This window comes from Kitasatospora sp. NPDC087314 (assembly GCF_044744365.1).
Lineage (GTDB): Bacteria > Actinomycetota > Actinomycetes > Streptomycetales > Streptomycetaceae > Kitasatospora.
The window spans coordinates 633,474-660,064 of record NZ_JBIUYE010000001.1 but is presented as its reverse complement, the minus strand read 5'-3'; the positions used below and the strand labels follow the sequence as shown (position 1 = coordinate 660,064).

22 protein-coding genes and 1 pseudogene are annotated in these 26,591 nt (G+C 73.9%); 10 read left to right on the top strand and 13 right to left on the bottom strand.

Annotation, left to right across the window (positions count from 1 at the left end; translation table 11 throughout):
* The first annotated feature begins 223 nt into the window (after positions 1–223).
* From ACIO5E_RS03015 to ACIO5E_RS03000, 4 genes are all read left to right on the top strand, one after another.
* Positions 224–1,318 carry an aliphatic sulfonate ABC transporter substrate-binding protein gene (locus tag ACIO5E_RS03015; RefSeq protein ID WP_400662905.1) on the top strand — a complete coding sequence of 365 codons (1,095 nt, stop codon included), beginning with the start codon at positions 224–226 and terminating at the stop codon, positions 1,316–1,318.
* A 139-nt stretch (positions 1,319–1,457) separates the two neighbouring features.
* A complete protein-coding gene (locus tag ACIO5E_RS03010) occupies positions 1,458–2,261 on the top strand; it encodes an ABC transporter ATP-binding protein (protein WP_400662902.1) in 804 nt (267 codons plus the stop codon).
* A complete protein-coding gene (locus ACIO5E_RS03005) occupies positions 2,248–3,153 on the top strand; it encodes an ABC transporter permease (RefSeq protein WP_400662899.1) in 906 nt (301 codons plus the stop codon). Before ACIO5E_RS03010 ends, ACIO5E_RS03005 begins: the two co-directional genes overlap by 14 nt.
* A 21-nt stretch (positions 3,154–3,174) precedes the next feature.
* A complete protein-coding gene (locus ACIO5E_RS03000; RefSeq protein WP_400662896.1) occupies positions 3,175–3,921 on the top strand; it encodes a sirohydrochlorin chelatase in 747 nt (248 codons plus the stop codon).
* Positions 3,922–3,934: 13 nt separating this feature from the next.
* Here ACIO5E_RS03000 and ACIO5E_RS02995 read toward each other — a convergent pair whose 3' ends face one another.
* The 6 genes from ACIO5E_RS02995 to ACIO5E_RS02970 all read right to left on the bottom strand — a co-directional run bounded on the left by ACIO5E_RS02995 (position 3,935) and on the right by ACIO5E_RS02970 (position 10,497).
* Entirely contained in the window at positions 3,935–4,345 is a 411-nt protein-coding gene (locus tag ACIO5E_RS02995) for a PIN domain-containing protein (protein WP_400662894.1), read from the bottom strand.
* A complete protein-coding gene (locus tag ACIO5E_RS02990) occupies positions 4,342–4,563 on the bottom strand; it encodes a type II toxin-antitoxin system VapB family antitoxin (RefSeq protein ID WP_400662891.1) in 222 nt (73 codons plus the stop codon). The genes ACIO5E_RS02995 and ACIO5E_RS02990 overlap by 4 nt, the downstream gene beginning before the upstream one ends.
* Positions 4,564–4,824: 261 nt before the next feature.
* Entirely contained in the window at positions 4,825–5,538 is a 714-nt protein-coding gene (locus tag ACIO5E_RS02985; RefSeq protein ID WP_400662888.1) for a ricin-type beta-trefoil lectin domain protein, read from the bottom strand.
* A 306-nt stretch (positions 5,539–5,844) separates the two neighbouring features.
* Positions 5,845–7,572 (bottom strand): DEAD/DEAH box helicase, encoded by a 1,728-nt coding sequence (locus ACIO5E_RS02980; protein WP_400662886.1) that lies wholly within the window; start codon positions 7,570–7,572, stop codon positions 5,845–5,847.
* A 157-nt stretch (positions 7,573–7,729) separates the two neighbouring features.
* Positions 7,730–7,936, bottom strand: a complete 207-nt coding sequence (locus ACIO5E_RS02975) for a cold-shock protein (protein ID WP_400662883.1) — start codon at positions 7,934–7,936, stop codon at positions 7,730–7,732.
* A 347-nt stretch (positions 7,937–8,283) separates the two neighbouring features.
* Complete coding sequence (locus ACIO5E_RS02970) at positions 8,284–10,497, bottom strand: MMPL family transporter (RefSeq protein ID WP_400662880.1); 2,214 nt, start codon at positions 10,495–10,497, stop codon at positions 8,284–8,286.
* Between the two features lie 410 nt (positions 10,498–10,907).
* On the opposite strand from ACIO5E_RS02970, the gene ACIO5E_RS02965 reads away from it, so the two are divergent.
* Both ACIO5E_RS02965 and ACIO5E_RS02960 read left to right on the top strand, forming a co-directional pair.
* Complete coding sequence (locus ACIO5E_RS02965; RefSeq protein WP_400662877.1) at positions 10,908–11,801, top strand: phosphotransferase enzyme family protein; 894 nt, start codon at positions 10,908–10,910, stop codon at positions 11,799–11,801.
* Between the two features lie 231 nt (positions 11,802–12,032).
* Positions 12,033–13,070, top strand: coding sequence for a polysaccharide deacetylase family protein (locus ACIO5E_RS02960; RefSeq protein WP_400662874.1), 1,038 nt, complete (start codon positions 12,033–12,035; stop codon positions 13,068–13,070).
* On the opposite strand, the gene ACIO5E_RS02955 is transcribed toward ACIO5E_RS02960, so the two are convergent.
* From ACIO5E_RS02955 to ACIO5E_RS02935, 5 genes and pseudogenes are all read right to left on the bottom strand, one after another.
* Positions 13,043–13,201 carry a hypothetical protein gene (locus ACIO5E_RS02955; protein WP_400662871.1) on the bottom strand — a complete coding sequence of 53 codons (159 nt, stop codon included), beginning with the start codon at positions 13,199–13,201 and terminating at the stop codon, positions 13,043–13,045. The genes ACIO5E_RS02960 and ACIO5E_RS02955 overlap by 28 nt on opposite strands.
* A 103-nt stretch (positions 13,202–13,304) precedes the next feature.
* Positions 13,305–14,006, bottom strand: coding sequence for an exonuclease domain-containing protein (locus tag ACIO5E_RS02950; protein WP_400662868.1), 702 nt, complete (start codon positions 14,004–14,006; stop codon positions 13,305–13,307).
* Between the two features lie 225 nt (positions 14,007–14,231).
* Positions 14,232–15,486, bottom strand: a pseudogene (gene efeB, locus ACIO5E_RS02945) (iron uptake transporter deferrochelatase/peroxidase subunit).
* Between the two features lie 118 nt (positions 15,487–15,604).
* On the bottom strand, positions 15,605–16,060 hold the full coding sequence (locus ACIO5E_RS02940; RefSeq protein WP_400662865.1) for a GNAT family N-acetyltransferase: 456 nt from the start codon (positions 16,058–16,060) through the stop codon (positions 15,605–15,607).
* Between the two features lie 110 nt (positions 16,061–16,170).
* The gene (locus ACIO5E_RS02935; protein ID WP_400662863.1) at positions 16,171–17,445 is read right to left on the bottom strand and encodes an SAV2148 family HEPN domain-containing protein; all 1,275 of its coding nucleotides are present in this window, start codon (positions 17,443–17,445) and stop codon (positions 16,171–16,173) included.
* Positions 17,446–17,848: 403 nt separating this feature from the next.
* Between ACIO5E_RS02935 and glgX the strand changes: the two genes are divergently transcribed.
* From glgX to treZ, 3 genes are all read left to right on the top strand, one after another.
* On the top strand, positions 17,849–19,996 hold the full coding sequence (gene glgX, locus ACIO5E_RS02930; RefSeq protein ID WP_400662860.1) for a glycogen debranching protein GlgX: 2,148 nt from the start codon (positions 17,849–17,851) through the stop codon (positions 19,994–19,996).
* A 72-nt stretch (positions 19,997–20,068) separates the two neighbouring features.
* Positions 20,069–22,525, top strand: a complete 2,457-nt coding sequence (gene treY / locus ACIO5E_RS02925; protein ID WP_400662857.1) for a malto-oligosyltrehalose synthase — start codon at positions 20,069–20,071, stop codon at positions 22,523–22,525.
* Entirely contained in the window at positions 22,522–24,249 is a 1,728-nt protein-coding gene (treZ, locus tag ACIO5E_RS02920) for a malto-oligosyltrehalose trehalohydrolase (RefSeq protein WP_400662855.1), read from the top strand. Before treY ends, treZ begins: the two co-directional genes overlap by 4 nt.
* A 13-nt stretch (positions 24,250–24,262) precedes the next feature.
* Here the strand turns inward: treZ and ACIO5E_RS02915 are convergent, their stop codons facing one another.
* Positions 24,263–25,156: a transketolase family protein gene (locus ACIO5E_RS02915; protein ID WP_400663439.1), complete on the bottom strand. Its 894-nt coding sequence runs from the start codon at positions 25,154–25,156 to the stop codon at positions 24,263–24,265.
* 93 nt (positions 25,157–25,249) lie between these two features.
* Entirely contained in the window at positions 25,250–25,954 is a 705-nt protein-coding gene (locus ACIO5E_RS02910; protein ID WP_400662853.1) for a transketolase, read from the bottom strand.
* A gap of 56 nt (positions 25,955–26,010) precedes the next feature.
* Here ACIO5E_RS02910 and soxR point away from each other — a divergent pair, with 56 nt between their 5' ends.
* Positions 26,011–26,547, top strand: coding sequence for a redox-sensitive transcriptional activator SoxR (gene soxR, locus ACIO5E_RS02905; RefSeq protein WP_400662850.1), 537 nt, complete (start codon positions 26,011–26,013; stop codon positions 26,545–26,547).
* Positions 26,548–26,591 lie beyond the last annotated feature (44 nt).

The window sequence follows — 26,591 nt, the reverse complement described above, 5'->3', positions numbered from 1 at the left end:
GCTGAGAACGCCCCGTCACCGGGCCGGCTCCCCCGCAGCCGGCCCGGCTTGCCCGGCATCGACGATGCCGCAAGCACCACACCAGACCTTCCGCCCCAGGACCGCCTCCTGCCGGTCCGTCCGTGAACAGGACCCACCCTTGGCATCGAACCAGGCACCCGCCCGCAGCGCCCTCTCGCATAGGCCGGTCCGCCCGAACGCCGGCCGGATCAGACGCTCCGCCGTGGCCGCGGTGGCCGGCCTGACCGCCGTGACCCTGCTGTCGGCCTGCAGCTACGGCTCCAAGGCGGACGACAGGAAGTCCAACGCCGCCGACTCCACCGCCGGCTCGGCCGCCGCCTCCGGCGCGAGGCTCTCCGCGGACACCGTGAAGATCGGCTACTTCGCCAACCTGACCCACGGCACCGCGCTGGTCGGCCTCCAGGAGGGACTGTTCCAGAAGGAGTTGGGCGCCACCCAGATCAAGACCCAGGTCTTCAACGCGGGCCCGTCCGAGATCGAGGCGCTCAACGCCGGGTCGATCGACATCGGCTGGATCGGCCCCTCCCCCGCGATCAACGGCTACACCAAGTCCGACGGCAAGTCCCTGAAGATCATCGGCGGTTCGGCCTCCGGCGGGGTCAAGCTGGTGGTCAACCCGGACAAGATCTCCTCGCTGGACGACCTCAAGGGCAAGAAGATAGCCACCCCGCAACTGGGCAACACCCAGGACGTGGCACTGCTCAACTACCTGGCGGGCAAGGGCTACAAGATCGACGCGGCGACCGGCGCGGGCGACGTCTCGGTGGTGCGCACCGACAACAAGGTCGCCCCCGACGCCTACCGGCAGGGCTCCATCGACGGCGCCTGGGTGCCCGAGCCCACCGCCTCCAAGCTGGTCACCCTCGGCGCGAAGGTCCTGCTCAACGAGAAGGACGTCTGGCCGGACAAGAAGTTCGTGATCACCAACATCATCGTCTCGCAGAAGTTCCTCACGGAGCACCCGGACGTGGTGGAGGCCGTGCTGCGCGGTTCGGTGAACACCAACGCCTTCATCAAGGCCGACCCGGACAAGGCCAAGGCCGACGCCAACGAGGCGATCAAGAAGGAGGCCGGCAACGCGCTGGAGCCGGCCGTCCTCGACCCGGCCTGGGCCGACATCGACTTCCTCGACGACCCGCTGGCCGGCACCCTGCAGGCCGAGGCCGACCACGCCGTGACCGCCGGGCTGCTCAAGAAGCCCAACCTGAACGGCATCTACGACCTCACCCTGCTCAACAAGGTGCTCGCGGCCAAGGGCCAGGGGCCCGTGGCGGACGCCGGACTCGGCGGCAAGTAGCGCCGCGGTCCGCCCCCGACTCCGCGGTCCGGACCCCCGCCCACCCGGTCGATCCCCGATCGATGCCCACCGGGGCGGGCGGGGCCGGACCCCGGCCCCACCTCGCCAGCCTCTGACCACTCACGCAGGAGGTGTCCGGATGACCCCGGCACTGACCACCTCGGCGGACGCCGCCGGTGCCGACGCCGGCGGCGCCGCGCCCGCCGTCCGGATCTCACACGTGCACAAGTCCTTCGGCCGCCCGGGCGCGCAGACCCACGTCCTGGACGACATCACCCTCGATGTCGCGCCCGGTGAGTTCGTCACGCTGCTCGGCGCCTCGGGCTGCGGCAAGTCCACCCTGCTCAACCTGGTCGCCGGCCTCGACAAGCCCACCGCGGGCGCCATCGAGGTGCCCGGCGGCCGCCCCGCGCTGATGTTCCAGGAGCACGCGCTGTTCCCCTGGCTCACCGCCGGCCGCAACATCGAACTCGCCCTCAAGCTCGCCGGCGTCCCCCGCCCGGAGCGCCGCGCCGAGGCCGAGCGCCTGCTCGAACTCGTCCGCCTGGGCGGCTCGTACGGCAAGCGCGTGCACGAGCTGTCCGGCGGCATGCGCCAGCGCGTCGCGATGGCCCGCGCGCTCGCCCAGGGCAGCAAGGTGCTGCTGATGGACGAGCCGTTCGCCGCGCTGGACGCCATCACCCGCGACGTGCTGCACGACGAGATCACCCGGATCTGGGCCGAACGGCAGTTGTCCGTCCTGTTCGTCACCCACAACGTGCGCGAGGCCGTGCGGCTCGCCCAGCGCGTCGTCCTGCTCTCCTCGCGCCCCGGCCGGGTCGCCCGCGAGTGGCGGATCGACCTGCCGCAGCCGCGCCGCATCGAGTCCTCCGGCGTCGCCGACCTGTCCATCGAGATCACCGAAGAACTGCGTGGGGAGATCCGTCGCCATGGCCAGCACTGACACCACCCCGGTCCTGGAGTTGCGCAAGGCCGCCACCGACACCGCGGGCGTCGGCGCCGGCCTGGACGCCCTCGACACCGTCTCGGCCCAGCGCGGCTCGCTCGGCGAGGCGTTGCGGACCAAGGCGCTGCCGCCACTGATCGGCGTCCTCGTGGTGCTCGCCCTGTGGCAGGGCGCGTACAGCCTGCACCTCACCTCCTCCTACAAGCTGCCCAGCCCGACGGACGTGTGGCACTCCGCCCAGGACCTCTGGTACCAGGGCACCCTGTTCTCGATCATCTGGACCAGCGTCTGGCGCGGCCTGTCCGGCTTCCTGCTCGCCGTCGTCATCGGTACCCCGATCGGGCTGGTCGTCGCCCGGGTCCGCCCGGTGCGCACCGCCATCGGACCGGTCCTGCAGGGCCTGCAGTCGCTGCCCTCGGTCGCCTGGGTGCCGGCCGCGGTCATCTGGCTCGGCATCAACGACCAGATGATGTACGCGGTCATCCTGCTCGGCGCCGTCCCCTCCATCGCCAACGGCCTGGTCGCCGGCATCGACCAGGTGCCGCCGCTGTTCCTGCGCGCCGGTCGCACCATCGGCGCCACCGGCCTCACCGGCGCCCGGCACGTCCTGATCCCCGCCGCGCTGCCCGGCTACCTGGCCGGGCTCAAGCAGGGCTGGGCGTTCTCCTGGCGCTCCCTGATGGCCGCCGAACTGGTCGCCTCCTCCCCCGACCTCGGCCGCGGCCTGGGCCGGTTCCTGGAGGACCAGCGCGAGTTCTCCGACATGTCCGGGGTGCTGCTCGGCATCATCCTCATCCTGTTCGTCGGCATCGCCATCGAGCTGCTGGTCTTCACCCCGGTCGAGCGCCGGGTGCTGCGCAACCGCGGCCTGCTGGCCACCTCCAAGTAACACCGAGCAAGGACTCCCGCCATGCCCGCACTCCTCCTCATCGCGCACGGCAGCCGCGATCCGCGGCACGCCGCCACGGTCGCCGCGCTCGTCGACGGGGTGCGGGCGCAGCGCCCCGGGCTGGAGGTCGCCACCGCGTACCTGGACCACTGCGCACCGCGCATCCCGCAGGTGGTGGGGCGGCTCGACGACGCGGTGGCCGTCCCGCTGCTGCTCAACCGGGCGTACCACGCCAAGCACGACGTCCCCGCCGCGCTGCGTGCCGCCGGCTCCCGGCTGCCGGTGGCGGACGTGCTCGGCCCCTCCCCGCTGCTGCTCGCCGCGCTGGACCGGCGGCTGGCCGAGGCCGGGCCCGACCTCGCCTCGCCCGCCGTCCGGGCCCGGACCGGCGTCGTGCTCGCGGCAGCCGGCTCCTCCGACCCGGCCGCCGACGCCGCCACCCGCGCGGCGGCCGCCGAGTGGCGCCGCAGCCGGGGCTGGGCGGCCGTCGAGGTGGCCTACGCCTCCGCGGGCGGCCCGCGCGTCCCGGACGCCCTGACCGCCCTGCGCGCCGCCGGCGTCGCCCGTACCGCCGTCTCCCCCTACCTGCTGGCCCCGGGCCTGCTGCCCGACCGCATCGCCGAGGCCGCGACCGGGACGTCCGGAGCCGCCGGGGCGGACGTCGTGGCCGGCGTGCTCGGCCCCGCCCCCGAACTCGCCACCCTGCTGCTGGAGCGCTACGACGCCGCGCGCCGGGCCGCACTGACGGCCCCGGCCCGCACCGCCTGATCCCGGCGCCGGCTCAGGCGTGGTCCAGCACGCTGTGCTCACCGAGGTCGGCGGCATGCCGCGCCACGGTCCGGTAGTCCGCGTCGTCGTGGAGAACCGTGAGTCCGTGGTACGCGGCCGTCGCCGCGATCACGAGGTCCACGGCGGAGGCGCTCCGGTGCTGCCCGGCGAGCGCCATCCGCCGTTGCACCGTGTCGATCCAACGGCCCGCGCTCTTGGGCACCGAGACATCCGGGTAGAGCTCGGCGAACATCTCGGAGATCTCGTCGTACTCCCGGCCGTCGCACGCGCTGTAGAGGAACTCGGCCCGCTGCGGATAGCACGACGCGATCGACCCGGCGTCGATCGCGTCGTACCAAGCGGTCTGGAGCTTCGGCTCACGCAGCAGCCGGAACAGTGCGGAGGTGTCGAGGAGGTAGATCACCGAGCGTCCTTCTCGGCCCGGTGCAGCCGCTCGGCGTGCTCAACGGCTCCCCAGTGCCGTGCCCGCTCGAAATGGCGGCCGATGCGGGCCGCGCGCTCCTGCTGATCGGCGTAGAAGCGCAGCGCGAGGTTGACGGCGTCCTTCTTGGTGCGCACTCCGGCCAGGGCCATCGCCCGTTCCAGCGCCTCTTCGTCGATGTCGATCTGTGTCACGGACATTCGGCACCTCCGTCGATCGATGTTGGTGATGTACATACCACTGTACTTCACCAACATCGGGGAGGGCCATGGAGACGGTCAGATCCGGCGGAGGGTGAAGGTGTCCGCCGGGTGGCCGGTGTCGGAGGCGCCGAGGCCGCCGGAGAGCAGGTAGAGGGTGCCGGCCGGTCCCGGCATGACGGCGGTGGGGGTGGGGTCGGCGCCCTGAGCCGCGGGTCCGCCGCCCCGGCGGGGTTCCGGGGCGGCGGAGCGGACGGGTCGTCAGACCGGCAGGTTCCACTTCTGGTTGTCGGCGCCGTTGCAGTCCCAGATGCCCAGCTGGTTGCCGTTGGCGGTGGAGAAGCCGAGGTCGTCCAGGCAGCGACCGGACTGCGGGTTGAGCAGCGAGCCGTCGGGACGGGCCTGCCACTGCTGGGAGCCGGTGCCGTTGCAGTCGTAGATCTGGACCTTGGTGGCGTTCCCGGTGCCGCCGCCCGAGACGTCCAGGCACTTGCCGAGGGCGCGGATCGTGCCGTCGACGCCGATCCGCCACTTCTGCGCCCACGAGTCGTTGCAGTCGTAGATCTGGACGGGGGTGCCGTTGCCGACGTTGGCACCCTTCACGTCGACGCACTTGCTCGCGTAGCCCGTGATCTGGCCGGTCGGGCCCGCCGGCGGCACGGCGCCCAGGAGGACGCGCGGGAACATGACGGTGTCGCCGATGCCGCAGGCGGCGGACGCGTTGCCGTCGCCGATCGCCACGCCGCCGAACGCGGGGCGGAAGAACTGCACGGTGTGCTCGGCGTTCCAGTAGGAGCAGTTGGCGGTGACGGACCAGGTCTGCATCGGGTCGAGGCCGGTACAGGTGCCCAGGACGTTCCAGCCCACGACGCGGGCGGAACAGGCGGGCGCGGCCTGGGCGGAGGTGGCCGGGGCGGCCAGGGCGGCGGCCCCGGCGAGCAGGGCGGTGGTCAGCAGTGCGGAGGTGCGGCGCATCGGTACGGTCGTCCTTCCGGTCGGCGAGTGGTGTCGACTCACCCTCCGCGGCTCCGTGATGACGGTGCGACGGATGTGTGGGCCACGTGAAAGGCTCGGGGGCCCGTGGGCGACCGTCAACGGCAGTTCGACGGCAGCTGCCGGTGTGACCGGCGCTGGGCTGCGACGTCGTCCGGGGCGGCAGTTTCACCGCGCGGGCAGCGGCGTCGCGCCCGTCGGCCCCGCCCCGGAACGCGGAACGGGCCCCGCGGCCTCCCCCTGGTGCGGGGAGGTCCCGGGGCCCGTTCGGCGGGACTCGGACGACCGTCAGTCGAAGGTGCGGCGCTGGCGGCCGGTGCCGTAGTTGGAGCCGGTCTTGGCGCCGCTGCCGGGCTTGGCGCGGCCGGAGGAGCGGCCGATGAAGCCGGCCGCCTGGGGGCGGTCGCCCTGGGCGGAGGCGCCGAGGCGCTGCTTGGGGCGGGCGCGGCGCGGGTTGCCGTTCATGTCGACGTCGGCGGGCAGCCCGGAGCGCTTGCCGGGGCGGCGGCGCGGGTTGCCGGCCTTGGCCTCGGACTTGGCGGCGGGCGCCTCGACGGGCACCGGGACGGCGACCGCGACCGCGACGCCGCTGGGGGTGCGGGCGCCGGTGATCTTGGCGAGGTCGGCGTCGCCGGGACGGACCTTGGTGACGGTGGGGCGGATGCCGGCGACCGTCATCAGCCGGTTGACCTCGCGGCGCTGCTCGGGCAGGACGAGGGTGACGACCGTCCCGGACTCGCCGGCCCGGGCGGTGCGGCCGCCGCGGTGCAGGTAGTCCTTGTGGTCGACCGGCGGGTCCACGTTGACGACCAGGTCGAGGCCGTCGATGTGGATGCCGCGGGCGGCGACGTTGGTGGCGATCAGCGCGGTGACGTTTCCGTCCCGGAACTGGTCCAGCACCCGGTTGCGCTGCGGCTGGGACTTGCCGCCGTGCAGGGCCGCGGCCCTGACGCCGTTGGCGAGCAGCTGCTTGGCCAGCCGGTCGGCGCCGTGCTTGGTGTGCACGAACATGATCACCCGCCCGTCGCGGGAGGCGATGTGCGCGGTGGTCGACGCCTTGTCGGCCGGGTCGAGCTGGAGGACGTGGTGATCCATGGTGGTGACCGCGCCGGCCGACGGGTCGACCGAGTGGGTCACCGGGTCGGTCAGGAAGCGCTTGACCAGGCGGTCGACGTTGCGGTCCAGGGTGGCGGAGAAGAGCATCCGCTGCCCGCCCTCGGCGACCTGCTCCAGCAGCTTGCTGACCTGCGGCAGGAAGCCCATGTCCGCCATCTGGTCGGCCTCGTCGAGGACCGTGATGGTGACGTCGGAGAGGTTGACGTCGCCGCGCCCGATCAGGTCGTCGAGCCGGCCGGGGGTGGCGACCAGGACCTCGGTGCCGCGGCGGACGGCGTTGGACTGCCGGTTGATCGACATGCCGCCGACGACGGTGGTGATCCGCAGGTTGACGGCGGTCGCGTAGGGGGTGAGCGCCTCGGTGACCTGCTGGGCCAGCTCGCGGGTCGGGACCAGGACGAGCGCCAGCGGGTACCGGGCGACGGCGCGGCGGCCGGCGGTACGGGCGAGCAGCGGCAGGCCGAAGGCGAGGGTCTTGCCGGAGCCGGTGCGGCCGCGGCCGAGCACGTCGCGGCCGGCGATCGAGTCCGGCAGGGTGGCGCCCTGGATCGGGAACGGCGCGGTGACGCCTTCGCGGGTGAGCGCGCTGAGGATCGCCTTGGGCAGGTCGAGCTCGGCGAAGGTCTCCGCCGGGGGCCGGGCCGGTGTGCCCTCGACGACGGTGAAGTCGGCAGGCTCGGACACGGCCGCGGCACGGGTGTTCTTGGGGGCGCCGGTGCGGTTGCGCGGCTTGCGCGAGCGCTCGGCGTTGCCGGTGGCACGCGGGTTCTCGCCGCGGCGGGCGCGCTCCGGGTTCTCGGCGCGGCCGGCGTTCCCGGTGCGGCGCGGGTTCTCGCCGCGGCGGGTCTGGTCGGTGCTGCGGGCGGCGCGGTCGCGCGGCGGGCGGGCAGGGGTGGTCACGAAATCTCCGTACGTCGGTCGGCAGCCCCGGTCAGGGACTGGTCGGCCGTCGGTGGGAAGATCGCCGCCCCGGCCGTACGGCGGCATGGGCGAGGGCCCGCACCGTGTGGTACGGGCCCCCGCTTCGCGAGATCGCGAGTCAGCGCGGAGGCTGACGTCAGGCGATGACGCGGATGTTCTCGGCCTGCGGGCCCTTCTGGCCCTGGGTGACGTCGAACTCGACCTGCTGGCCCTCGACGAGCTCACGGAAGCCGTTCGCCTGGATGTTCGAGTAGTGGGCGAACACGTCCGGGCCACCCTCGGCCTGCTCGATGAAGCCGAAGCCCTTTTCGCTGTTGAACCACTTCACGGTGCCGGTAGCCATAACCGTCTCCTCTAACTGGGGCATCAGGGATTCACACCGCGTGAACCCCGGAGTAGCCGCGATCCCCATCCGGAGACTGAAACACCGGACAAAACAAATGCGCCTGTTGGTTGGAACCAGCAGGCGCACACATACGTTCATGGGAACCAAAACTGCAACTGGGTCGATCGTAGCACGGCGACACCCCGATTGACCGGGGACTTTTGTGCTCGGCAGATCACGTTTGACGGCCGCGGAAAGGGGGCAGGCGGCGCCCCGCCGAAGCGGGGCGCCGCCTGTTGGCGCGCCTTCGGTGGCGCCGACCGTGTCCGAACGAACCGGTCGGTACCGGCATCCGGACGAACCGGTCAGTACCGGCCGGCCGGCTCCGGCACGCCGTGCGCACCCGCCACCGGCGCCGGGCCGGTGCCGTGACCCTGCCCGTGGCCGTGACCGTGGCCCGGGGTGCCGCCGTGACCGGGCCACCAGGCGCGGTTGCCGATCAGCGCGGTGAGCGCCGGGGTGAAGAACATCGCCATCACGAAGGCCGCCAGCACGATGCCGAAGGCCATCGCGAAGCCGAACTCCATCATGAAGGTGTTGCCCGCGAGCATGAACGTCCCGAACGAGGCCGCCAGGATGAAGCCGGCCGCGGCGACGGTCGGGCCGCCGTGGCGCAGCGCCTCACGGGCCGCCTCGCGCGGGCTGCGGCCCGCGCGGGCCTCCTCGCGCAGGCGGGCGATGATCAGGATGTTGTAGTCGGTCCCGATCGCCACCACGAAGAGGTAGATGAGGATCGGCATCATGAACATCAGGCCGGTCTCGTTGCCGATCTTCTGGAAGAGCAGCGTGGTGGCGCCCAGCGTGGCGCTGAAGCCGAGCCCGACCGAGGCCATCAGGTACCAGGGGGCGACCACGCTGCGCAGCTGGAGCGCGAGGATCAGCAGGATCAGCAGCCCGGCGATCGGGAAGACCAGCTTGTAGTCGTGGGCCATCGCCAGGTTGATGTCCTTGAACACCGAGGTGAGACCGGCGACCTTGGCCTCCGTGCCGGCCGGGGCCTGCCCGTGGGCGACCGTGCGCAGCTCGGTGATCGTGCTGATCGCCTCGTTGCTGGCCGGGGCGTCCTTGAGCATGACGGTGAACTGGGCGGTCTCGCCGTCGGCGCTGATGCTCTTGGCGTCGGCGCTCGGCAGGAAGACCTTGGACACCCCGCCGACCTGCTGGAGCTTGTCGGCGTAGGCCGGGAAGGAGGCCGGGTCGAGCTTCTTGCCGTCGGTGGAGCTCAGGTAGACCTGGCTCGGGTCGGCGGCGCCGGCGGAGAAGCCGGTGGCCATCTTGTCCTGGACGACCATCGACTCCTTGTCCTTGGGCATCGAGCTGCCGGCCATGTCGAAGAGGCCGTTGTAGCTCAGCGCGCCCACGGACAGGGCGACCAGCACACCGCCGGAGACGGCGGCGGCCAGCGCCGGGCGCTTCTGGACGACCCGGCCGAGCGCGGCGAACCGGGCATCGCTCGGCTCGTTCATCCACTTCTTGCCGGGCCAGAAGACGGCGCGGGCCGGGATGACGGCGAGCAGCGCCGGGGCCAGGGTGAGCGAGGCCAGGGCGGTGACGACCACCGCGATGGCCAGGGCCGGGCCGAGGGCCTGGAACATGCCGAGGCTGGAGAGGATCAGCGCGGCGAAGGCGATGGTGACGGCGCCGGCCGCGGAGGCGATCGCCTCGCCGACCCGGCCGACCGCGTTGGCCACGGCGTCCTTGCGGTCGTCGCCGGCCCGCAGCCGCTCGCGGTAGCGGAAGGCGAGGAAGAGGAAGTAGTCGGTGCCGACGCCGAGCACGACGACGATCAGGATCGCCATCAGGATCGGCGTGCTCTTGAGGTCGAACGCCTTGGTGGCGTAGTTGATCAGGCCCATGGAGGCGGGCAGCGCGATCATCAGCGAGACCAGGATCGGCAGCAGGCCGGCCAGGATGCTGCGGAAGATGATGCCGACGATCACGATGACCAGCAGGAGCGTGGCCATGGTGATGATGCCCTCGGCCGAGCCGGAGGCGTCCTTCTGGTCGAGCGCCTGCGCGGCGGGGCCGCCGAGCTGGAACTTCAGGTCGGTGCCGGCGGCCAGCGCCTTGCCGTCGTCGCGGATGGCCTTGGCCACGTCCGCCGTCTGGTTCTGGTCCTGCTGCTTCGACTTGTCGATGGCTATCAAGGCCATCGCGTACTTGTGGTCGGGCGAGATGGACTGCTTGTCCGGCGGGAGGATCGTCTCGACGCCGTCGATCTTCTTCGCCGTCAGGTCCTGGACCAGCTTGACCATCGCGGTCTGGTCGGCGTCGGTCAGCGCGGCGCCGTCGTTGCGCTCGAAGAGCGCGAGCGCGGACGGGGTGAAGGCGGCGGGGAAGGCCCGCTCCTGCACCTGCGCGGCCTGGATGGACTCGTAGTGCTTGGGCAGGAACGAGGCCTCGTCGGCCTGCGAGCTGACCTTCGGCGCGGTCATGATGATGGCGATCATCCCGATCACCCACGCGATGATCACCCACCACGCGCGGCGAACGACGAATTGTCCTAGTCGGTGGAACATGCTCGATGCCTCCTGGGCATGGTTCACCGCAGCCCTTGGGGGACGGGACGCCGGGCGACGGCAGGACCGACCGGGAGACGCACGGCGGCGCTCCCTAGCCGGTCGGCAGGTAAGTAGGTCTGGGCGTCATCCTACGAGTACTTGCTTGCCGCCCGGCAAGGAGCCCCCGTGTTCCAACCCCCGTTGGGCCGCCCCGAAGCGGCCCCGTCCCAGTCTCACCCGGGCGCACCCTCCTTGACCTCGTGCTCCGGGTGGAGACAGCTCCCCCTCAGGGTGGATCCCACCCCTACCCCCTGGGAGGAGATGTCAGGGTGGGAGGGTAGGGAAAACCCCACCCCGCACCCCTCGTGCGTCATGATGATCACCGTCCGGAGGCCTCCGGATGAACGCCGGCACAACGGAGCACCGTCATGATCCCCTTCGACGAAGGCCGCGCCCGGCTGCTGCTCGCCCACGCCTGCGAGTCCGCCGGGCTGCCCGGCCCCGGCGACGCCCGGCTGCTCGCACTCGGCGAGAACGCCGTCTTCGACCTCGGCGACCCGGCCGTGGTCGCCAAGGTCGGCCGCGGCCCCGAGCTGTACGAGCGGGCGCAGCGCGAACTCGCCGTCGCCCACTGGCTCGCCGCCCAGGGCGTCCCGGTGGTCCGGCCGTACGACGCGGTGGCGCCCGAGCCCCAGCTCGCGCACGGGCACCCGGTCACCTTCTGGCACCGGCTCGTCCCCGCCGTCCGCCCCGCCCGCCCCGCCGACCTCGCCCCGCTGCTGCGCGCCCTGCACCGGCTGCCGCTGCCGCCGTTCCCGCTCGCCCACCGCGACCTGCTGGCCCCGGTCGAACGCTGGCTGGCCTCCGCCGAGGGGCACGTCGACCCGGAGGACGTCGCCTTCCTGCGCCACCGCCGGGACGGCTTCGCCGCCGCGCTGCCCGACCTCGCCCCGCACCTGCACCCCGGGGTGATCCACGGCGACGCGCTGCCCCGCAACGTCCAGGTCGGCCCGGACGGGCCCGTCCTGCTCGACCTGGAGAACGTCTCGCACGACCTGCGCGAGCACGACCTGGTGGTCCTCGCGCTCAGCCACGACCGGTACGGCGTGCCCGGCGAGGAGTACCGGGCGTTCGTCGAGGCGTACGGCTGGGACGTGCGGGACTGGCCCGGCTTCGCGGTGCTGCGCGGGGCCCGGGAGACCGCCAGCGCCTCCTGGGTGGCCCAGCAGGCACCGGGCAACCCGGCCGCGCTGGCGGAGTTCCGACGCCGGGTCGCCTCGCTGCGGGAGGGCGCCACCGAGGTGCGCTGGTACCCCTTCTGAGGCGTCCGGTCACCCGTCGGACGGAGGACTCGGGATACCCGCCGGGCGGCGGCGTCCGGATACCCGGCGGGCCGCGGGGCGCCAACTCGGGCGCGTGTGAGAAGACTCCTACGGCGATCCGGTCCGGTCCGCAACCGGGGTAACTACGATCGGCGTCCTATCGGACGGTCATCCTGACCGAGGGATTGGCACCCGTCCGCTGCACCCCCCTGCACCACAGGAGCCGCCGCCATGCCCCAGCCCGCCACCCGCCGGCCCTCCCTCCCGACCCCCACTCCCCGCACCGCCCGTCGCCGGCTGATCGTGGGCTGTGTCGCGGTGGGCGCCGCCCTGGGCCTGGCCGCGTGCGGCACCGCCAGCGGAGCCCTCCAGTCGCAGCACAGCCCGAGTGGCCAGCCCCCGATCACCATCGCGCCGGCCACCGACCAGCCGACCAGCAGCCCGGTCGCCACCATCGTGCCCACCCCCGACTCCGGCGGCGCCTCCGCCTCCGCCGCCCCGCCGGTCGTCCCGAAGCCGCGCACGCCCCAGGCGCCGACCGGGACGGCCACCGCGACCACGGGCGTCCCCGCGACGCCGGCCGGCAGCACGACCCACCCGGCCGCCCCGGCCACCCCCACCGCGCAGCCCGCGCCACCCGCACCGACCGCGCCGCCCGCCCCCGTCAAGCCGGGCACCGTGATCGGCTCCACCGCCTCCGGCGGCCGCACCGTGGCGCTCACCTTCGACGACGGCCCCGGCCCCGCCACCGGCCAGATCCTCGACCTGCTGGCGCAGTACAAGGTCAAGGCCACCTTCTGCGAGATCGGCCAGAACGCCGCCGCCAACCCGGCCCTGGTCAAGCGCGTCCTCGCGGCCGGCCACCGGCTCTGCGACCACAGCGTCCACCACCCGCAGCCGTTCGCGAAGCTCCCGCACGACCAGGCGGCCTACGAGATCTCCGCCGCCAAGGACATGATCGTCCAGGCCGGTGGCCCCGGCACCCGGGTCACCTGGTTCCGCGCGCCCGGTGGCGGCTTCAACGCCGACAACGAGCAGATCACCGCGGGCCTCGGTATGTCCTCGCTCGCCTGGTCCGTCGACCCGCGCGACTGGTCCCGCCCCGGCGTGCCCGCCATCGTCTCCACCGTCCAGAAGCAGCTCAAGCCCGGCGGCGTGATCCTGATGCACGACGGCGGCGGCGACCGCAGCCAGACCGTGGCCGCGCTCAAGCAGCTGCTGCCCTGGCTGGTCGCGCAGGGCTACACCTTCGACTTCCCGGCCGCGTAGACCGGCCGGCGGTCCGCGCACGCGGGCCGGTCCCCGGGGTGCGGCTGCCCGTCGCCGTCCTCCACCACCGTCGCCAGGCCCCGCTCGACGTGCCGGGCGACGGCCCGGTGGAAGCCGGGCTCGGCCACCATCGGGCCGAACCGGTGCTCGACCTCGGCGGCGAGCGCGAGGAAGCCGGGCAGGTCGGCGGGCCGGGCGAGTCGTACCGTCGCCCCGGCGGTCCGCCGGCGGCGGCTACCTCATCGGCCAGCGCGGGTCGACCACGGCCTGCGGGTCCTTGCCGCGGCGCAGCCACTCCTGCAGGCCCTCGGCCCACTCCCGGTACCAGCCGATCTGACGCTGGTGCAGCTCGGCCGGCGCGACGTCGCCGACCTCGGCCCGGTAGCGCTCGGCGAGGGCGACGGCGACGCGGACGGCGGCCAGCGCGTCGCTGCCGGCCTCGTGCGCGTCCGTCAGCTCGACGCCGTACACCTCGCAGACCCGCTGCAGGGTGCGCGAGCCCTTGCGGTACCGGTCGACCGCCCGGTCGACGACCAGCGCGTCCAGCACCGGCCCGACCGGCCCGCCGAGGCGCGCGGCCAGCGGCACCAGCCCGTACCGGCGCAGCTCGGCGTCGAGCAGCGACAGGTCGAAGGGCGCGTTGAAGGCGACCACCGGGCGCCCGGCGGCGAGCCGCTCGCAGAGCGCGACGGCTATCTCCTCCACCGCCTCCTTGGCCGGCCGGCCCTTGCCGCGGGCCACGTCGTCGCCGATGCCGTGGATCGCCTCCGCCTCGGCCGGGATCGGCACTCCGGGGTCGAGCAGCCAGTGGACGGCGCCCACCCGGCCGGCCCCGACGGTGTCCACGAGCGCGGCCGTGACGATGCGGTCCACGGCCGGGTCGGTGCCCGTGGTCTCCAGGTCGAAGCCGACCAGTGGCTGCTGCCACCAGCTCATAAGGGTGTGTCCTTCCGTCCTGCTGCTCGAAACAGCCCCTATCATCACCCGCCCCACCGACAACCCGGCCGCTGGGTCGGTCGGCGGCGGGGTCGGCGGGGGCCGGGCCCACCCCCTCGGGCGCGGGCCCGGCGGGGCGGGTGGCCCGAACGCCGGGTGGCGGCGGGCCTGGTAGGGCGGTGGACGGGAGGGCGACGGGTCGCGCCGGTGGCGCGCAGCGGGGCGTCAGGCGGCCGCGAGGAGGGTGCGGCCGAGCCAGTCGGTGGCGTCGCGGACGCCGGGCAGGACGTAGAAGTAGCCGCCGCCGGTGGGACGGAGGTGGCGGGCGAGGGGTTCGGTGTCGAGGCGGATCTGGACGGCCTCGAACTGGCGGGCCACGTCCTGCTGGTAGCAGCAGAAGGCGAGGCCGAGCTCGGGTTCGCCGTCGGGGTCGAGGCCGCGGTCGTAGTTGAAGGCGCGGCGCAGGATGCGGCTGTCGCGGGCGCCGTCGGTGCGGGGGTTGGCGAGGCGGATGTGGGAGTCGAGCGGGATGACGGCGCCGGCGGGGGTCGTTGCGGTAGTCGGGGGTGTCGGTCTCGCCGGCGGCGCCGAGCGGGGCGCCGTCGCTCTTGCGCCGGCCGATCATGCGTTCCTGCTCCTGGAGCGGCACCTCGTCCCAGCCGGCGACGAGGATGCGGATGGCGCGGATGACCTGGTAGCTGCCGCCCGCGGCCCAGCGCGGTTCGTCGCCGCCGTCGCCGACCCAGACGAGGGCGTCCATGTCCCGGGCGTTCCCGGTGTCGGGGTTCTCGACGCCGTCCTTGAAGCCGAGCAGGTTGCGGGCGGCGCCGGTGGGGCGGGAGCGGTTCTGGAAGCCGTCGAGCTGCCAGCGGGGCCGGATCAGGCCGTGGGTGCTGCGCAGCAGGTCTCGGATGGTGTGCTGGACGGTGTCGCGACTCTCGGCGCAGATCTGGAGCGAGAGGTCGCCGTGGCATTCGGCGGGGCGCAGCGCGTCGACGGGGAAGGGGCGCATGGCGGTGAGCCGGCGGGGGCGCAGGGCGCCGAGGCCGTAGCGGGTGTCGAAGAGGGAGGCGCCGACGGCGACGGTGACGGTGAGCTCGTCGGCGGGCAGGACGGGGCCGAGGGTGCCGCTGTCGGCGGGGGCGGCGTCGGGGCCGAGGTCGGGCGGGGTGCCGCCGGCGGTGAGGAAGCGGATGCGGTCGGTGAGGGTGCGCAGGAGGGTTTCGAGGTCCTTGCGGTCGCGGGCCTTGACGTCGAGGGCGAGGAAGGTGCCGTAGCCGGGGGGCGGGTTGGTGATGCCGGCCTGGTGGGCGCCGTGGAAGGCGGTCCGCCCGGCGGCGGCGCGGGGTGCGGCGTGGGCGGGGCGGGCGCCGGTGAGGGCGAGGGCCCCGGCGGTGGAGGCGCCGAGGGCGGTGCGCAGGAGGCCGCGCCGGGTGGCGTGGGGGTGCTCGGAGCCGGTGGGGTGCGGGCTGTCGATCATGGACGGGACGCTAACAAGCGGGCCGGGCCCCGGCGCGCGCTCGCACCGGGTCTGACGTCCTATCGGCTGACTACCGGTCGGTTACCAGCCGTCCGGCCTATCGTCACACCGGTCCGGTTCAGGCGGCGGGTTCGCGGACCAGGTAGACGTCGATCGGGTCCTCGTGGTCGAGGACGAAGCCGTGGCGTTCGTACAGGCGGCGGGCGGGGCTGCCCTGGAGGACGTCGAGCCGGACGGGTTCGCGGGCGGCGTCGGCCTGGGCGAGGAGGTGGCGCAGGACGGCGGTGCCGAGGCCGCGGCCCTGGTGGGCGGGGGCGAGGTAGAAGTGCTCGATCCAGCGGCCGCCCTGGTCGGCGGGGCGGACGGTGACGGAGCCGGCGAAGGCGCCGTCGACGAGGATGACCGAGCTGTGCCGGCTGGAGAAGCCGTCCCGCAGGCGCCGGCGGACCCGGTCGTCGTCGTAGCGGCCGAGGCGTTCGAGGTCGGCGCGCAGGACGACGGCCTTGAGTTCGGCGACGGGTTCGACGTCGGCGGCGGTGGCGGGGCGCAGGGTCCACTGGGGGAGGCTGTTCACGGCCCGCAGTGTGGCAGCGGGCGCACCCGTGCGACCAGCGGTTTTCCCGGCATGCGGACGCTCGGGAGACCTGTGCTCGCTCGGGACACCGGCGCTCGGGGCGGCGGCGCTCAGGACACCGGCCGGGAGTCGCCCCAGGCGCCCTCGAACTCCTCCCGGTAGACCTCCAGCAGCCCGGCCTCGGTGCCGCCGGGCTGCTGGCCGGCGCCGCCGCGCAGGACCAGTGCGGGGGACTCCATGCCGCGGGCCCGGCGCAGGTAGGGCTGGATGACGCCGAGGTCGCGGGTCTGCCGGCGGCCGCCGACCTGGCCGGTCGGGCGCGGGCCCTCGACCAGGTAGGCGGTGAAGCGCGGGGTCTCGTCGAAGACGCGGATCTCGAAGCCGCCCTGGTCGCGCAGCCGGGCCCGCACCCGGCGCACGTGCATGATGTTCATCTCGATGGATCGGGACAACTCGCCGCGCCCGAGGCCCAGTTCGCGTTCACGGCGGCGGACGGCACTGCTCGCCGGGTTGAGGAAGAGCAGCCGGACCCGGCAGCCGTCGCCGGCGAGGCGGACGAGCCGCTTGCCGGTGTAGTTCTGGCAGAGCATGCCGAGGCCGATGCCGAGCGCGTCCAGCCGGCGGGCGCCCTCCAGGAGGTCCTCGACGGGCAGGTCGCGCTGGAGCCGGACGCGGTCGGCGTGCACGGCGACGACGTCCGCGTACCGGCCGGCCACCAGGGACTCGACGACGTCGGCGGGCACTCCCCCGGCGCCGCCGTCGAGGACGGCGAGCAGGCGGGCGGCGGCCCGCTCGGTCTGGGCGAGGACGGTCTGGGTGAGCACCCGGTTGCGGGAGACCACGTGCCGGGCCACCTCCAGCTCGTCCAGGGCGAGTTCGATCTCGCGCCGGTCGGCCAGGTAGGGCTCGAAGCAGGGCCAGTGCTGGACCATCAGCTCGCGCAGCTGGGGCAGGGTGAGGAAGACCAGCGGGTCGTCGTCGGCCGGGTCGAGCAGGTAGCCCTTGCGGCGGCTGACCTCGCGGACGGCGCCGGCCCGGTGGGCCCACTCCTCGCCGGCGGGGCCGGCGGCGGCGGTGACCCAGTCCTCGCCGTGGGCGGGTGCGTAGATGGGGTGCAGCACCTCGTCGACGAGGGAGCGCAGCCGCTGCTCGACGAGGTTGAGCCAGACGTAGGCGCGGCCGGACAGCCGTACCCGCTGGTAGGCGTCCTCCCACTCGGCGGCGGACCAGGCCAGGGCGGGGATCTCGACCGGGCCGCCCTGCGCGGGCACCAGGGCGCGGCCGGTCATGGTGGGGCGCATGACGACCGTGGGCGCCTCGCTGCGGGCGCCGCCCCGGTCGGGGCCGTCGGACCCCGAGCCGCGGCCGCCGGCGGGGAACACCATGCGCCACCTCACCTGGTTGCTGCTGACTTGCGCCCCCGCCCGGCTGATGGAGCGCCACCAGCCCGGGGCGGCCGGACGATCAAGGGTACTGCCCGCCGCGAGCCGTGCGCAGCCGGATGGCCCACGGGGCCCGGCCCCACCACTGGCCCCACCCTTCACAGGCTCCGCCCGTCACCGGCCCCGCTTATCAGAGGAATGCCCACTGGACACCCGTTCGGGCGAACCGGGATCACATGTCCCGGCCGCCGGGGGAAGGCTCGGGGAGTATGCGGACTGTGCCGTGCGTCACGGCGCGCGAGCGCCGCACATGCCCGGCCGCCCGGCCGGGAAGAGAGCGTCCGGGTCCGGGCAGGTTGTCGGACTACATGTCAGTTTCCGTTGACTGCAAGGAAGTTGAGGACTCATGCAGGTCTGGCCCGGTAAGCCCTACCCCCTCGGCGCCACCTACGACGGGGTCGGCACCAACTTCGCGGTGTTCTCCGAGAGCGCCGACCGGATCGAGCTGTGCCTGATCGACGAGGACGGCTCGGAGACGGCCGTCGAACTGCGCGAGACGGACGCCTTCGTCCGGCACGCCTACCTCCCGGGCGTCCAGCCCGGCCAGCGCTACGGCTTCCGAGTCCACGGCCCGTACAACCCCGGCCTCGGCCAGCGCCACAACAGCGCCAAGCTGCTGCTGGACCCGTACGCCAAGGCGATGAGCGGGCACATCGACTGGGACGAGGCGGTCTACGGCTACCACTTCGGCGCCCCCGAGCGCCGCAACGACCTCGACTCCGCCCCGCACACCATGCACTCGGTGGTGATCAACCCGTACTTCGACTGGGGCACCGACCACCCGCCGCGCACCGACTACCACCGCACCGTCATCTACGAGGCCCACGTCAAGGGCCTCACCCGGCTGCACCCGGGCATCCCCGAGGAGATCCGCGGAACGTACGCGGGCCTGGCCCACCCGGCGGTGATCGAGCACCTGGCCAAGCTCGGCGTCACCGCGATCGAGCTGATGCCGGTGCACCAGTTCGTCCGCGACCACCGGCTGCGCGACCTGGGCCTGGCCAACTACTGGGGCTACAACACCATCGGCTTCTTCGCCCCGCACTCCTCCTTCTCCTCCACCGGCGACCGGGGCCAGCAGGTGCAGGAGTTCAAGTCGATGGTCAAGGCGCTGCACGCGGCCGGGATCGAGGTGATCCTGGACGTCGTCTACAACCACACCGCCGAGGGCAACCACCTCGGGCCGACGCTGTCGCTGCGCGGCCTGGACAACGTCTCCTACTACCGCCTCGCCCAGGACCAGCGCTTCTACGAGGACACCACCGGCACCGGCAACAGCCTGCTGATGCGCAGCCCGCACGTGCTCCAGCTGATCATGGACTCGCTGCGCTACTGGGTCACCGAGATGCACGTCGACGGCTTCCGCTTCGACCTCGCCGCCACCCTGGCCCGCCAGTTCCACGAGGTCGACCGGCTCTCCTCCTTCTTCGACCTCGTCCAGCAGGACCCGGTGGTCTCCCAGGCGAAGCTGATCGCCGAACCCTGGGACCTCGGCGAGGGCGGCTACCAGGTCGGCAACTTCCCACCGCTGTGGACGGAGTGGAACGGCATGTACCGGGACACCGTGCGCGACCTGTGGCGCGGCGAGACCGCCGCCCTCGCCGAGTTCGGCTCCCGGCTCACCGGCTCCTCCGACCTCTACCAGGACGACGGCCGCCGCCCCATCGCCTCCATCAACTTCGTCACCTGCCACGACGGTTTCACCCTGCGCGACCTGGTCTCCTACAACGAGAAGCACAACCAGGCCAACGGCGAGGACAACCGCGACGGCGAGTCCTTCAACCGCTCCTGGAACTGCGGCACCGAGGGCCCGAGCACCGATCCGGCCGTCGAGGAGCTCAGAGCCCGCCAGCAGCGCAACTTCATCGCCACCCTGATGCTCTCCCAGGGCGTGCCGATGATCTCCCACGGCGACGAACTCGGCCGCACCCAGCACGGCAACAACAACACCTACTGCCAGGACAACGAGCTCACCTGGGTGCACTGGCCCGAGGGCGACGGACCGCAGGCACGGCTGCTGGAGTTCACCCAGGGGATGATCTGGCTGCGCCGCGACCACCCGGTGTTCCGGCGGCGGCGCTTCTTCCACGGGCGGCCGGTCTCCGGGCGGCACGGGGCCGGGGCGCCGGCCGCCGGCGGCTACGACGACCTCACCGACATCGCCTGGTTCACGCCCGGCGGGGAGGAGATGACCAAGCGCAACTGGGGCGCCAGCTACGCCAAGTCGCTGACCGTCTTCCTCAACGGCTACGCCATCTCCGAGCCGGACCGGCGCGGCGGGCGGATCGTCGACGACTCCTTCCTGCTGATGTTCAACGCGCACTTCGAGCCGCTGGAGTTCACCGTGCCCGCCGACCACGGGCAGGAGTGGCAGGTCGTGGTCGACACCGCGCAGCCCCGGCTGCCCGCCCCGGGCGCGGGCACCCGGGTCAAGGCCGGGGACGCGCTGTGGCTCACCGACCGCTCGCTGATGGTGCTCCAGCGGCCTGCCTGAACGGGCGTGCGGTCACCTGTTCGGGCCAGCAGCGGGTCTTGGCGGCGGGCTCCCCCGGGTACTCATGGACCTATGACCTCCGCCGCCGAGCCCGCGCAGCCCCGCCCGGCCGCTACCTCCCCCTCACCCGGTCCCCCCACCGCCAGCTACCGCCTCCAGCTGCAGCCCGGCTTCACCCTCCACGACGCCACCGCCGCCGTCCCCTACCTCGCCGCCCTCGGTGTCTCCCACCTGCACCTGTCCCCGCTGCTGGAGGCCACCCCCGGCTCCACCCACGGCTACGACACCGTCGACCACGGCCGGATCAGCGAGCAGCTCGGCGGCGAGGGCGCGCTGCGCGCCCTGGCCGCCGCCGCTCACCGGCACGGCCTGCGGCTGATCGTCGACGTGGTGCCCAACCACATGGCCGTGCCCGTCCCCGAACGGCTCAACCAGCCGCTGTGGCAGGTGCTGCGGGACGGGCCCGACTCGCCGTACGCGCACTGGTTCGACATCGACTGGGCCGCCCAGCCCGGGCCCGCCGACGCCCCCGGTCGCGGCCGGGTGCTGCTGCCGCTCCTCGGCGACCGGCTCGGCGCCGTCCTGGACCAGCTGGTGGTGGACGGCGACGTGCTGCGCTACCACCAGCACGAGCTGCCGCTGCGGCCCGGCACCGCCGACCTGCCACTGACCGGGCTGCTCGCCCGCCAGTGGTACCGGCTCGCCTGGTGGCGGCTGGCCCGCACCGAACTCAACTACCGGCGCTTCTTCACCGTCAACGAGCTGATCGCCGTCCGGGTCGAGGAGCCCGAGGTGTTCGCCGCCACCCACGCCGTCCTGCTGCGGCTGCACGCCGAGGGCGTCGTCGACGGCTTCCGGATCGACCACCCCGACGGGCTCGCCGACCCGCGCGGCTACCTGCGGCGCCTCGCCCGGGCCAGCGGCGGGGCGTACACCGTCGTCGAGAAGATCCTCACCGGCGACGAGCGGCTGCCCGCCGACTGGCCGGTCGCCGGCACCACCGGCTACGACGCGTTGCGGCGCATCGACGGCGTGCTCACCGACCGCGCGGGCGCCGACCGGCTGGCCGGGGCGTACGAGGACTTCCTCGGCGGTCACCCCGCCCGGGTGCCCGGCGCCGGCCCCCACCCGGCGGTCGCCGCCGCCCGGCACGGACGGGCCGACATGACCGGGCCGCGCGGCGAGCTGGCCGCCGAGGTCGAACGGCTGGTGCGCTGCGCCCTGCGGATCGGCGCCGCCGAGCCGGCGTACGCCGACCACGCGCCCTGGCAGCTGCGCGCGGCGCTGCGGCGGCTGCTCACCGGCTACCCGGCGTACCGGCCGTACGCCCACCCCGGGGAGCCGGCGCCGCCGGGCTCCGCCGAGCAGCTGCGGGCGGCGCTGGACGGCTCGGCCGACCCGACGGACCGGCTGGTCGCCGCCCTGGCCCTCGGGGAGCTGGGGCGCGGGGCGGACCGGGACGAGTTCTGCGTCCGCTTCGCGCAGACCGCCGCGGCCGTCGCCGCCAAGGGCGTCGAGGACACCGCCTTCTACCGGTGGAACGCGCTGCCCGGCCTCAACGAGGTCGGCGGCGAGCCCGGCCGGCCGGGGCTGCACCCCGCCGAGTTCCACGACTGGTGCCGCCACCTGGAACGCAGCTGGCCGCACAGCATGACCGCGCTGTCCACCCACGACACCAAGCGCAGCGCCGACGCCCGCGCCCGGCTCGCCGTCCTCGCCGAGCAGCCCGAGGCCTGGGCCGCCGAGGCCGCCGCCTGGTCCACCGCCGCCGGGCCCGGCCCCGACCGCGACGGCGACTGGCTGCTCTGGCACACCCTCGTCGCCGCCTGGCCGATCGACCCCGACCGGCTCGCCGCCGCCCTGCTCAAGTCCGCCCGAGAGGCCAAGCTGCGCACGTCGTGGACCGCCCCCGACGCCGGCTACGAGCAGGCGCTCGCCGACCGCGCCCGCGCCGTCCTGGCCGACCCCGGGCTGCGGCCCCGGATCGAGGGCCTGGTGCACGCCCTCGCCCCGTACGCCCGCTCCAACACCCTCGCCGCCGCGCTGCTGCACCTCACCATCCCGGGCGTGCCCGACCTCTACCAGGGCAGCGAGGAGCCGCTGTACACCCTCGTCGACCCGGACAACCGGGGTGTGGTGGACCTCGGCGCGCTCGCCGTCCGGCTCACCGACTCGGCCACCGCGCGCCCCGGCGACCTCGCCCGCGAGAAGCTGCACCTCACCACGACGGCGCTGCACCTGCGGCGCTCCCGTCCGCTCGGGCCCTACCGGCCGCTGACCGCCGTCGGCGGCGGCGCCGACCACCTGCTGGCCTTCGCCCGCGGAGCGGACGTGGTCACCGCCGTCACCCGGCTGCCGTACGGGCTGGAGCGGGCCGGCGGCTGGCGGGACACCGTCCTGGAGCTGCCCGGGGGCGGGCCCTGGACGGACCGGCTGACCCTGCGGACCCACCCGGCGGGCGCGGTGCCGGTCACCGAACTGCTGGCGGACCACCCGGTGGCGCTGCTGACCAGGAGGGGCGAGAAGTGAGGACCTACCAGGTGTGGGCGCCGTCCGCGGCCGCCGTCTCGGTCGACGTCGACGGCGCCGCCCACGCGTTGGCGCGCTGCCCGGACCGGGCCGGCTGGTGGTCGGGCGACGCGCCGGAGGGCGACTACGCGTTCCGCCTCGACGGCGGGCCGCCCCTGCCCGACCCGCGCTCGCCCTGGCAGCCGCACGGCCCGGACGGTCCCAGCCGGCCGGTCGACCACGCCGCGTTCCGCTGGTCGCAGACCGGCTGGCGCGGCCGCGCGCTGCCCGGCGCGGTGCTGTACGAGCTGCACATCGGCACCTTCACCGCCCGCGGCACCTTCGACTCCGCGGCCGAACACCTGGACCACCTGGTCGAGTTGGGCGTCGACTTCGTCGAACTGATGCCGGTCTGCCCGTTCCCCGGCCGGCACGGCTGGGGCTACGACGGGGTCTCGCTCTGGGCCGTGCACGAGCCGTACGGCGGGCCCGAAGGGCTGAAGCGGTTCGTCGACGCCGCCCACCGCAAGGGCCTCGGGGTGGTACTGGACGTGGTCCACAACCACCTCGGCCCCTCCGGCAACCACCTTCCCGCGTACGGCCCGTACTTAACCGACCGGCACCACACGCCGTGGGGCTCGGCCGTCAACCTGGACGCCCCCGGCTCCGACGAGGTGCGCCGCTACCTGATCGGCAGCGCGCTCGCCTGGCTGCGCGACTACCGGATCGACGGCCTGCGGCTGGACGCCGTACACGCCCTCGCGGACGACCGGGCGGTGCACTTCCTGGAGGAACTGTCCGACGAAGTCGAGAGGTTGGCCGTCTCGACCAACCGCCCGCTGTTCCTGATCGCCGAATCCGACCTCAACACCCCGCGCACCACCGCCCCGCGCGAAGCCGGCGGCCAGGGCCTCACCGCGCAGTGGAGCGACGACTTCCACCACGCCCTGCACTGCGCGCTCACCGGCGAATCCCAGGGCTACTACGGCGACTTCGCCCACCGGCCGCTCGCCGCCGTGGCCAAGACCCTCACCCGCGGGTTCTTCCACGACGGCACCTGGTCCACCTTCCGCGGCCGCGGCCACGGCCGGCCGTTCCCCCCGGACGGCGGGCACCGGCTGCTCGGCTACCTGCAGACCCACGACCAGATCGGCAACCGGGCGCTCGGCGACCGCGTCTCCACCAGCCTGCCCCCCGGCCGGCTCGCCTGCGGCGCCGCGCTGGTGCTCACCTCGCCGTTCACCCCGATGCTGTTCATGGGCGAGGAGTGGGGCGCCGCCACCCCCTGGCAGTACTTCACCGACCACACCGACCCGCAGCTCGCGGAGGCCGTCCGGCAGGGCCGGCGGCGGGAGTTCGCCGAACACGACTGGGCCGCGGAGGCCGTCCCCGACCCGCAGGAGCCCGCCACCGTCCTGCGGTCCGTCCTCGACTGGACCGAGCCCCGGCGTCCGCCGCACCGCGAACTCCTCGCCTGGTACCGGACGTTGATCCGGTTGCGGCGCGAACGGCCGGAGCTGTCCGACCCCGACCTCGGCGCGGTGCGGGTGGCGTACGACGAGGCGGCGCGCTGGCTGGTGGTGCACCGGGGGCCGTACCGGGTCGCCGTCAACCTCGGCCCGGCCGAGGCCGTGCCGCCGCTGGACGGGACCGGGCGCGAGCTGGTCGCGGCCTTCGGGACGGCGGCGGTGGACGGGACGGCGGTACGGCTGGGGGCGGACGCGGTGGCGATCCTCGCGGTGTGACTCACCACGCGCGTCACCAGAGGAAGGTGCCGATCCGCTCCCGCAGCGAGGCGGCGTCCAGCCCGTACGCGGCCAGGTGCTCGTCGATCGAGCCGTAGTGCCGGTGCTCCTCGCGCGGCACGCCCAGGCCCAGCACCCGGTGCGGGCGGTCGGCCAGCGCCGCGTGCGCCTCGTTCGCGGAGGTGCCCGCCAGGTACGGCTCGACCAGCACCACGTCCGCCCGCTCCCCCGTCGCCGCCCGCAGCGAGGCCGCGTCGAAGGGGCGCACCGTCGCCGCGTACAGCACGGTGACGTCCAGGCCCTCGGTGGCCGCCAGCACCGCGTCCAGCATCGGCCCGACCGCGACGACCACGCCGCGCGAGCCCTGCCGCACGGTGCTGAACCGGCCCGCCTCGACCGGCACCGGCGCCGCGTTCTGGTGCGCCGAGAGCCGGACGTACACGTTGCGGTCGCCGTCCGCGACGGCGTGGCGCAGCAGCTGCTCGGCCTCGTCCGGGTGGCCCGGCACGTGGACCGTCCAGTCCGGCAGGGTGTCCAGCAGCGCGACGTCACCCGGGGACATGTGGGTGCGGCCGCCGGCCGGCCAGTCGTAGGAGCCGGCCGCGCTCACCAGGACGGCGCCGACGCCCTGGTGGGTCAGGTCCAACTTGACCTGCTCGAAGGGCCGCTCGATGAGGAAGCTGGCGAAGGTGTGGGCGATCGGGCGCATCCCGGTCAGGGCCAGGCCGCCGGCCGCGCCGATCAGCAGCTGCTCGCGGATGCCGACGTTGACCACCCGGTCCGGGTGGCGCTCCTGCGCCGGGCCGAAGGCGGCCGCGCTGATGTCGGCGAGCACCACGGCCAGCCGCGGGTCCTCGTCCAGCAGTCGGGAGGTGACGTCGATGAAGCGGTCGCGCATGGTGTCCATCGGTGAAGTGCCTTTCACGGTGAGCTTCTTGGTGTGAGCAGGGGGTTCCGGGGCCTGGGGCGGGCCGTTGCCCGGGACGGGTCGGCCGCGCCGCTACGCGTCCTTGGGCTCGACCCGGGCGACCACCACGTGCGGGCGGCCCGGGTGCTCGGCCGTGAAGGCCCGGTACAGCGCCTCGTGGTCGCGGCCGTCCACCGTCTGCGTCGACCAGCCCTCGGCCGCGAACCGGGCCGCGATCCCGCCCTGCCAGCCGTGCGTGGCCGAGGAGTTGTCGATCACCACCACGTGCAGCCGGTCCAGCCCGTACGCGCCGGCGAAGGCCACCGCCTCGTGGTTGGAGCCCTCGTCGAACTCGGCGTCGCCGACCAGCACCCACACCGCCGGGTCGGCCAGGCCCTGCGCCCGCAGGCCCAGCGCGGTACCGACGCCCAGCGGCAGCCCGTGCCCGAGCGAGCCGGAGGCGATCTCCACCCCGGGGATCAGCGTCCGGTCCGGGTGGTGCCCGAGCGGCGAGTCGTAGCCGCCGAAGCTCGGCAGCACTCCGGGGTCGACGAAGCCCTTGGCCGCCAGCACCGCGTAGTACGCCATCGGGCCGTGGCCCTTGGAGAGCAGGAAGCGGTCCCGGTCCTGCGCCGTGGCACGCTCCGGAGTCACTCGCAGCACCCGGTCGTACAGCACCCAGAGCACGTCCAGGGTGGAGGTGGCGGCGGGGCCGTGCTTCTCGGCGCCGGTCATCAGGCCCATCAGGGCGGGCAGGTCCTCGAAACGGACGGTGTCCACGTTCGCGTTCGTCGTCATGCGACCATCGTGCAACTTAAAGCTGACTTGAGGTCAAGCGGCTACAGTGGCTTCCCATGACCGCGATACCCGACCACGGCCGCGCGCCCGGCCCGCACCGCGACGACCTGGTCACCATCGGCCAGCTCGCCCGCCGCAGCGGCCTCGCCGCGTCCGCGCTGCGCTACTACGAGAGCCTCGGCCTCATCCACGCCACCCGCACCACCGGCGGCCAGCGCCGCTACACCCGCGGTACGCTGCGCCGGATCGCCTTCGTCCGCGCCGCCCAGCGCGTCGGCCTCTCCCTCGACGAGGCCCGGGTCGCGCTCGACCGGCTCCCCGAACGCCCCGCCCCCAGCGGCAGCGAATGGGACCGCGTCGCCGAGTCCTGGCAGAGCCGCATCGACGAGCAGATCGCCGAGCTCCAGCGCCTCAAGGCCAAGCTGACCGGCTGCATCGGCTGCGGCTGCCTCTCCCTCTCCCGCTGCGCCCTCTACAACGCCGCCGACCGCGCCGGCGACACCGGCCCCGGCGCCCGCTACCTCCTCACCCGCGACCCGGACGGCGGACCGGAACCCGTCTCCCCGGACGCCGACGACTGCGGCACCTGCTGAGCCTCCTGGCCCAAAACCCTTTGCCGCAGCCGTGCCCACCCGCC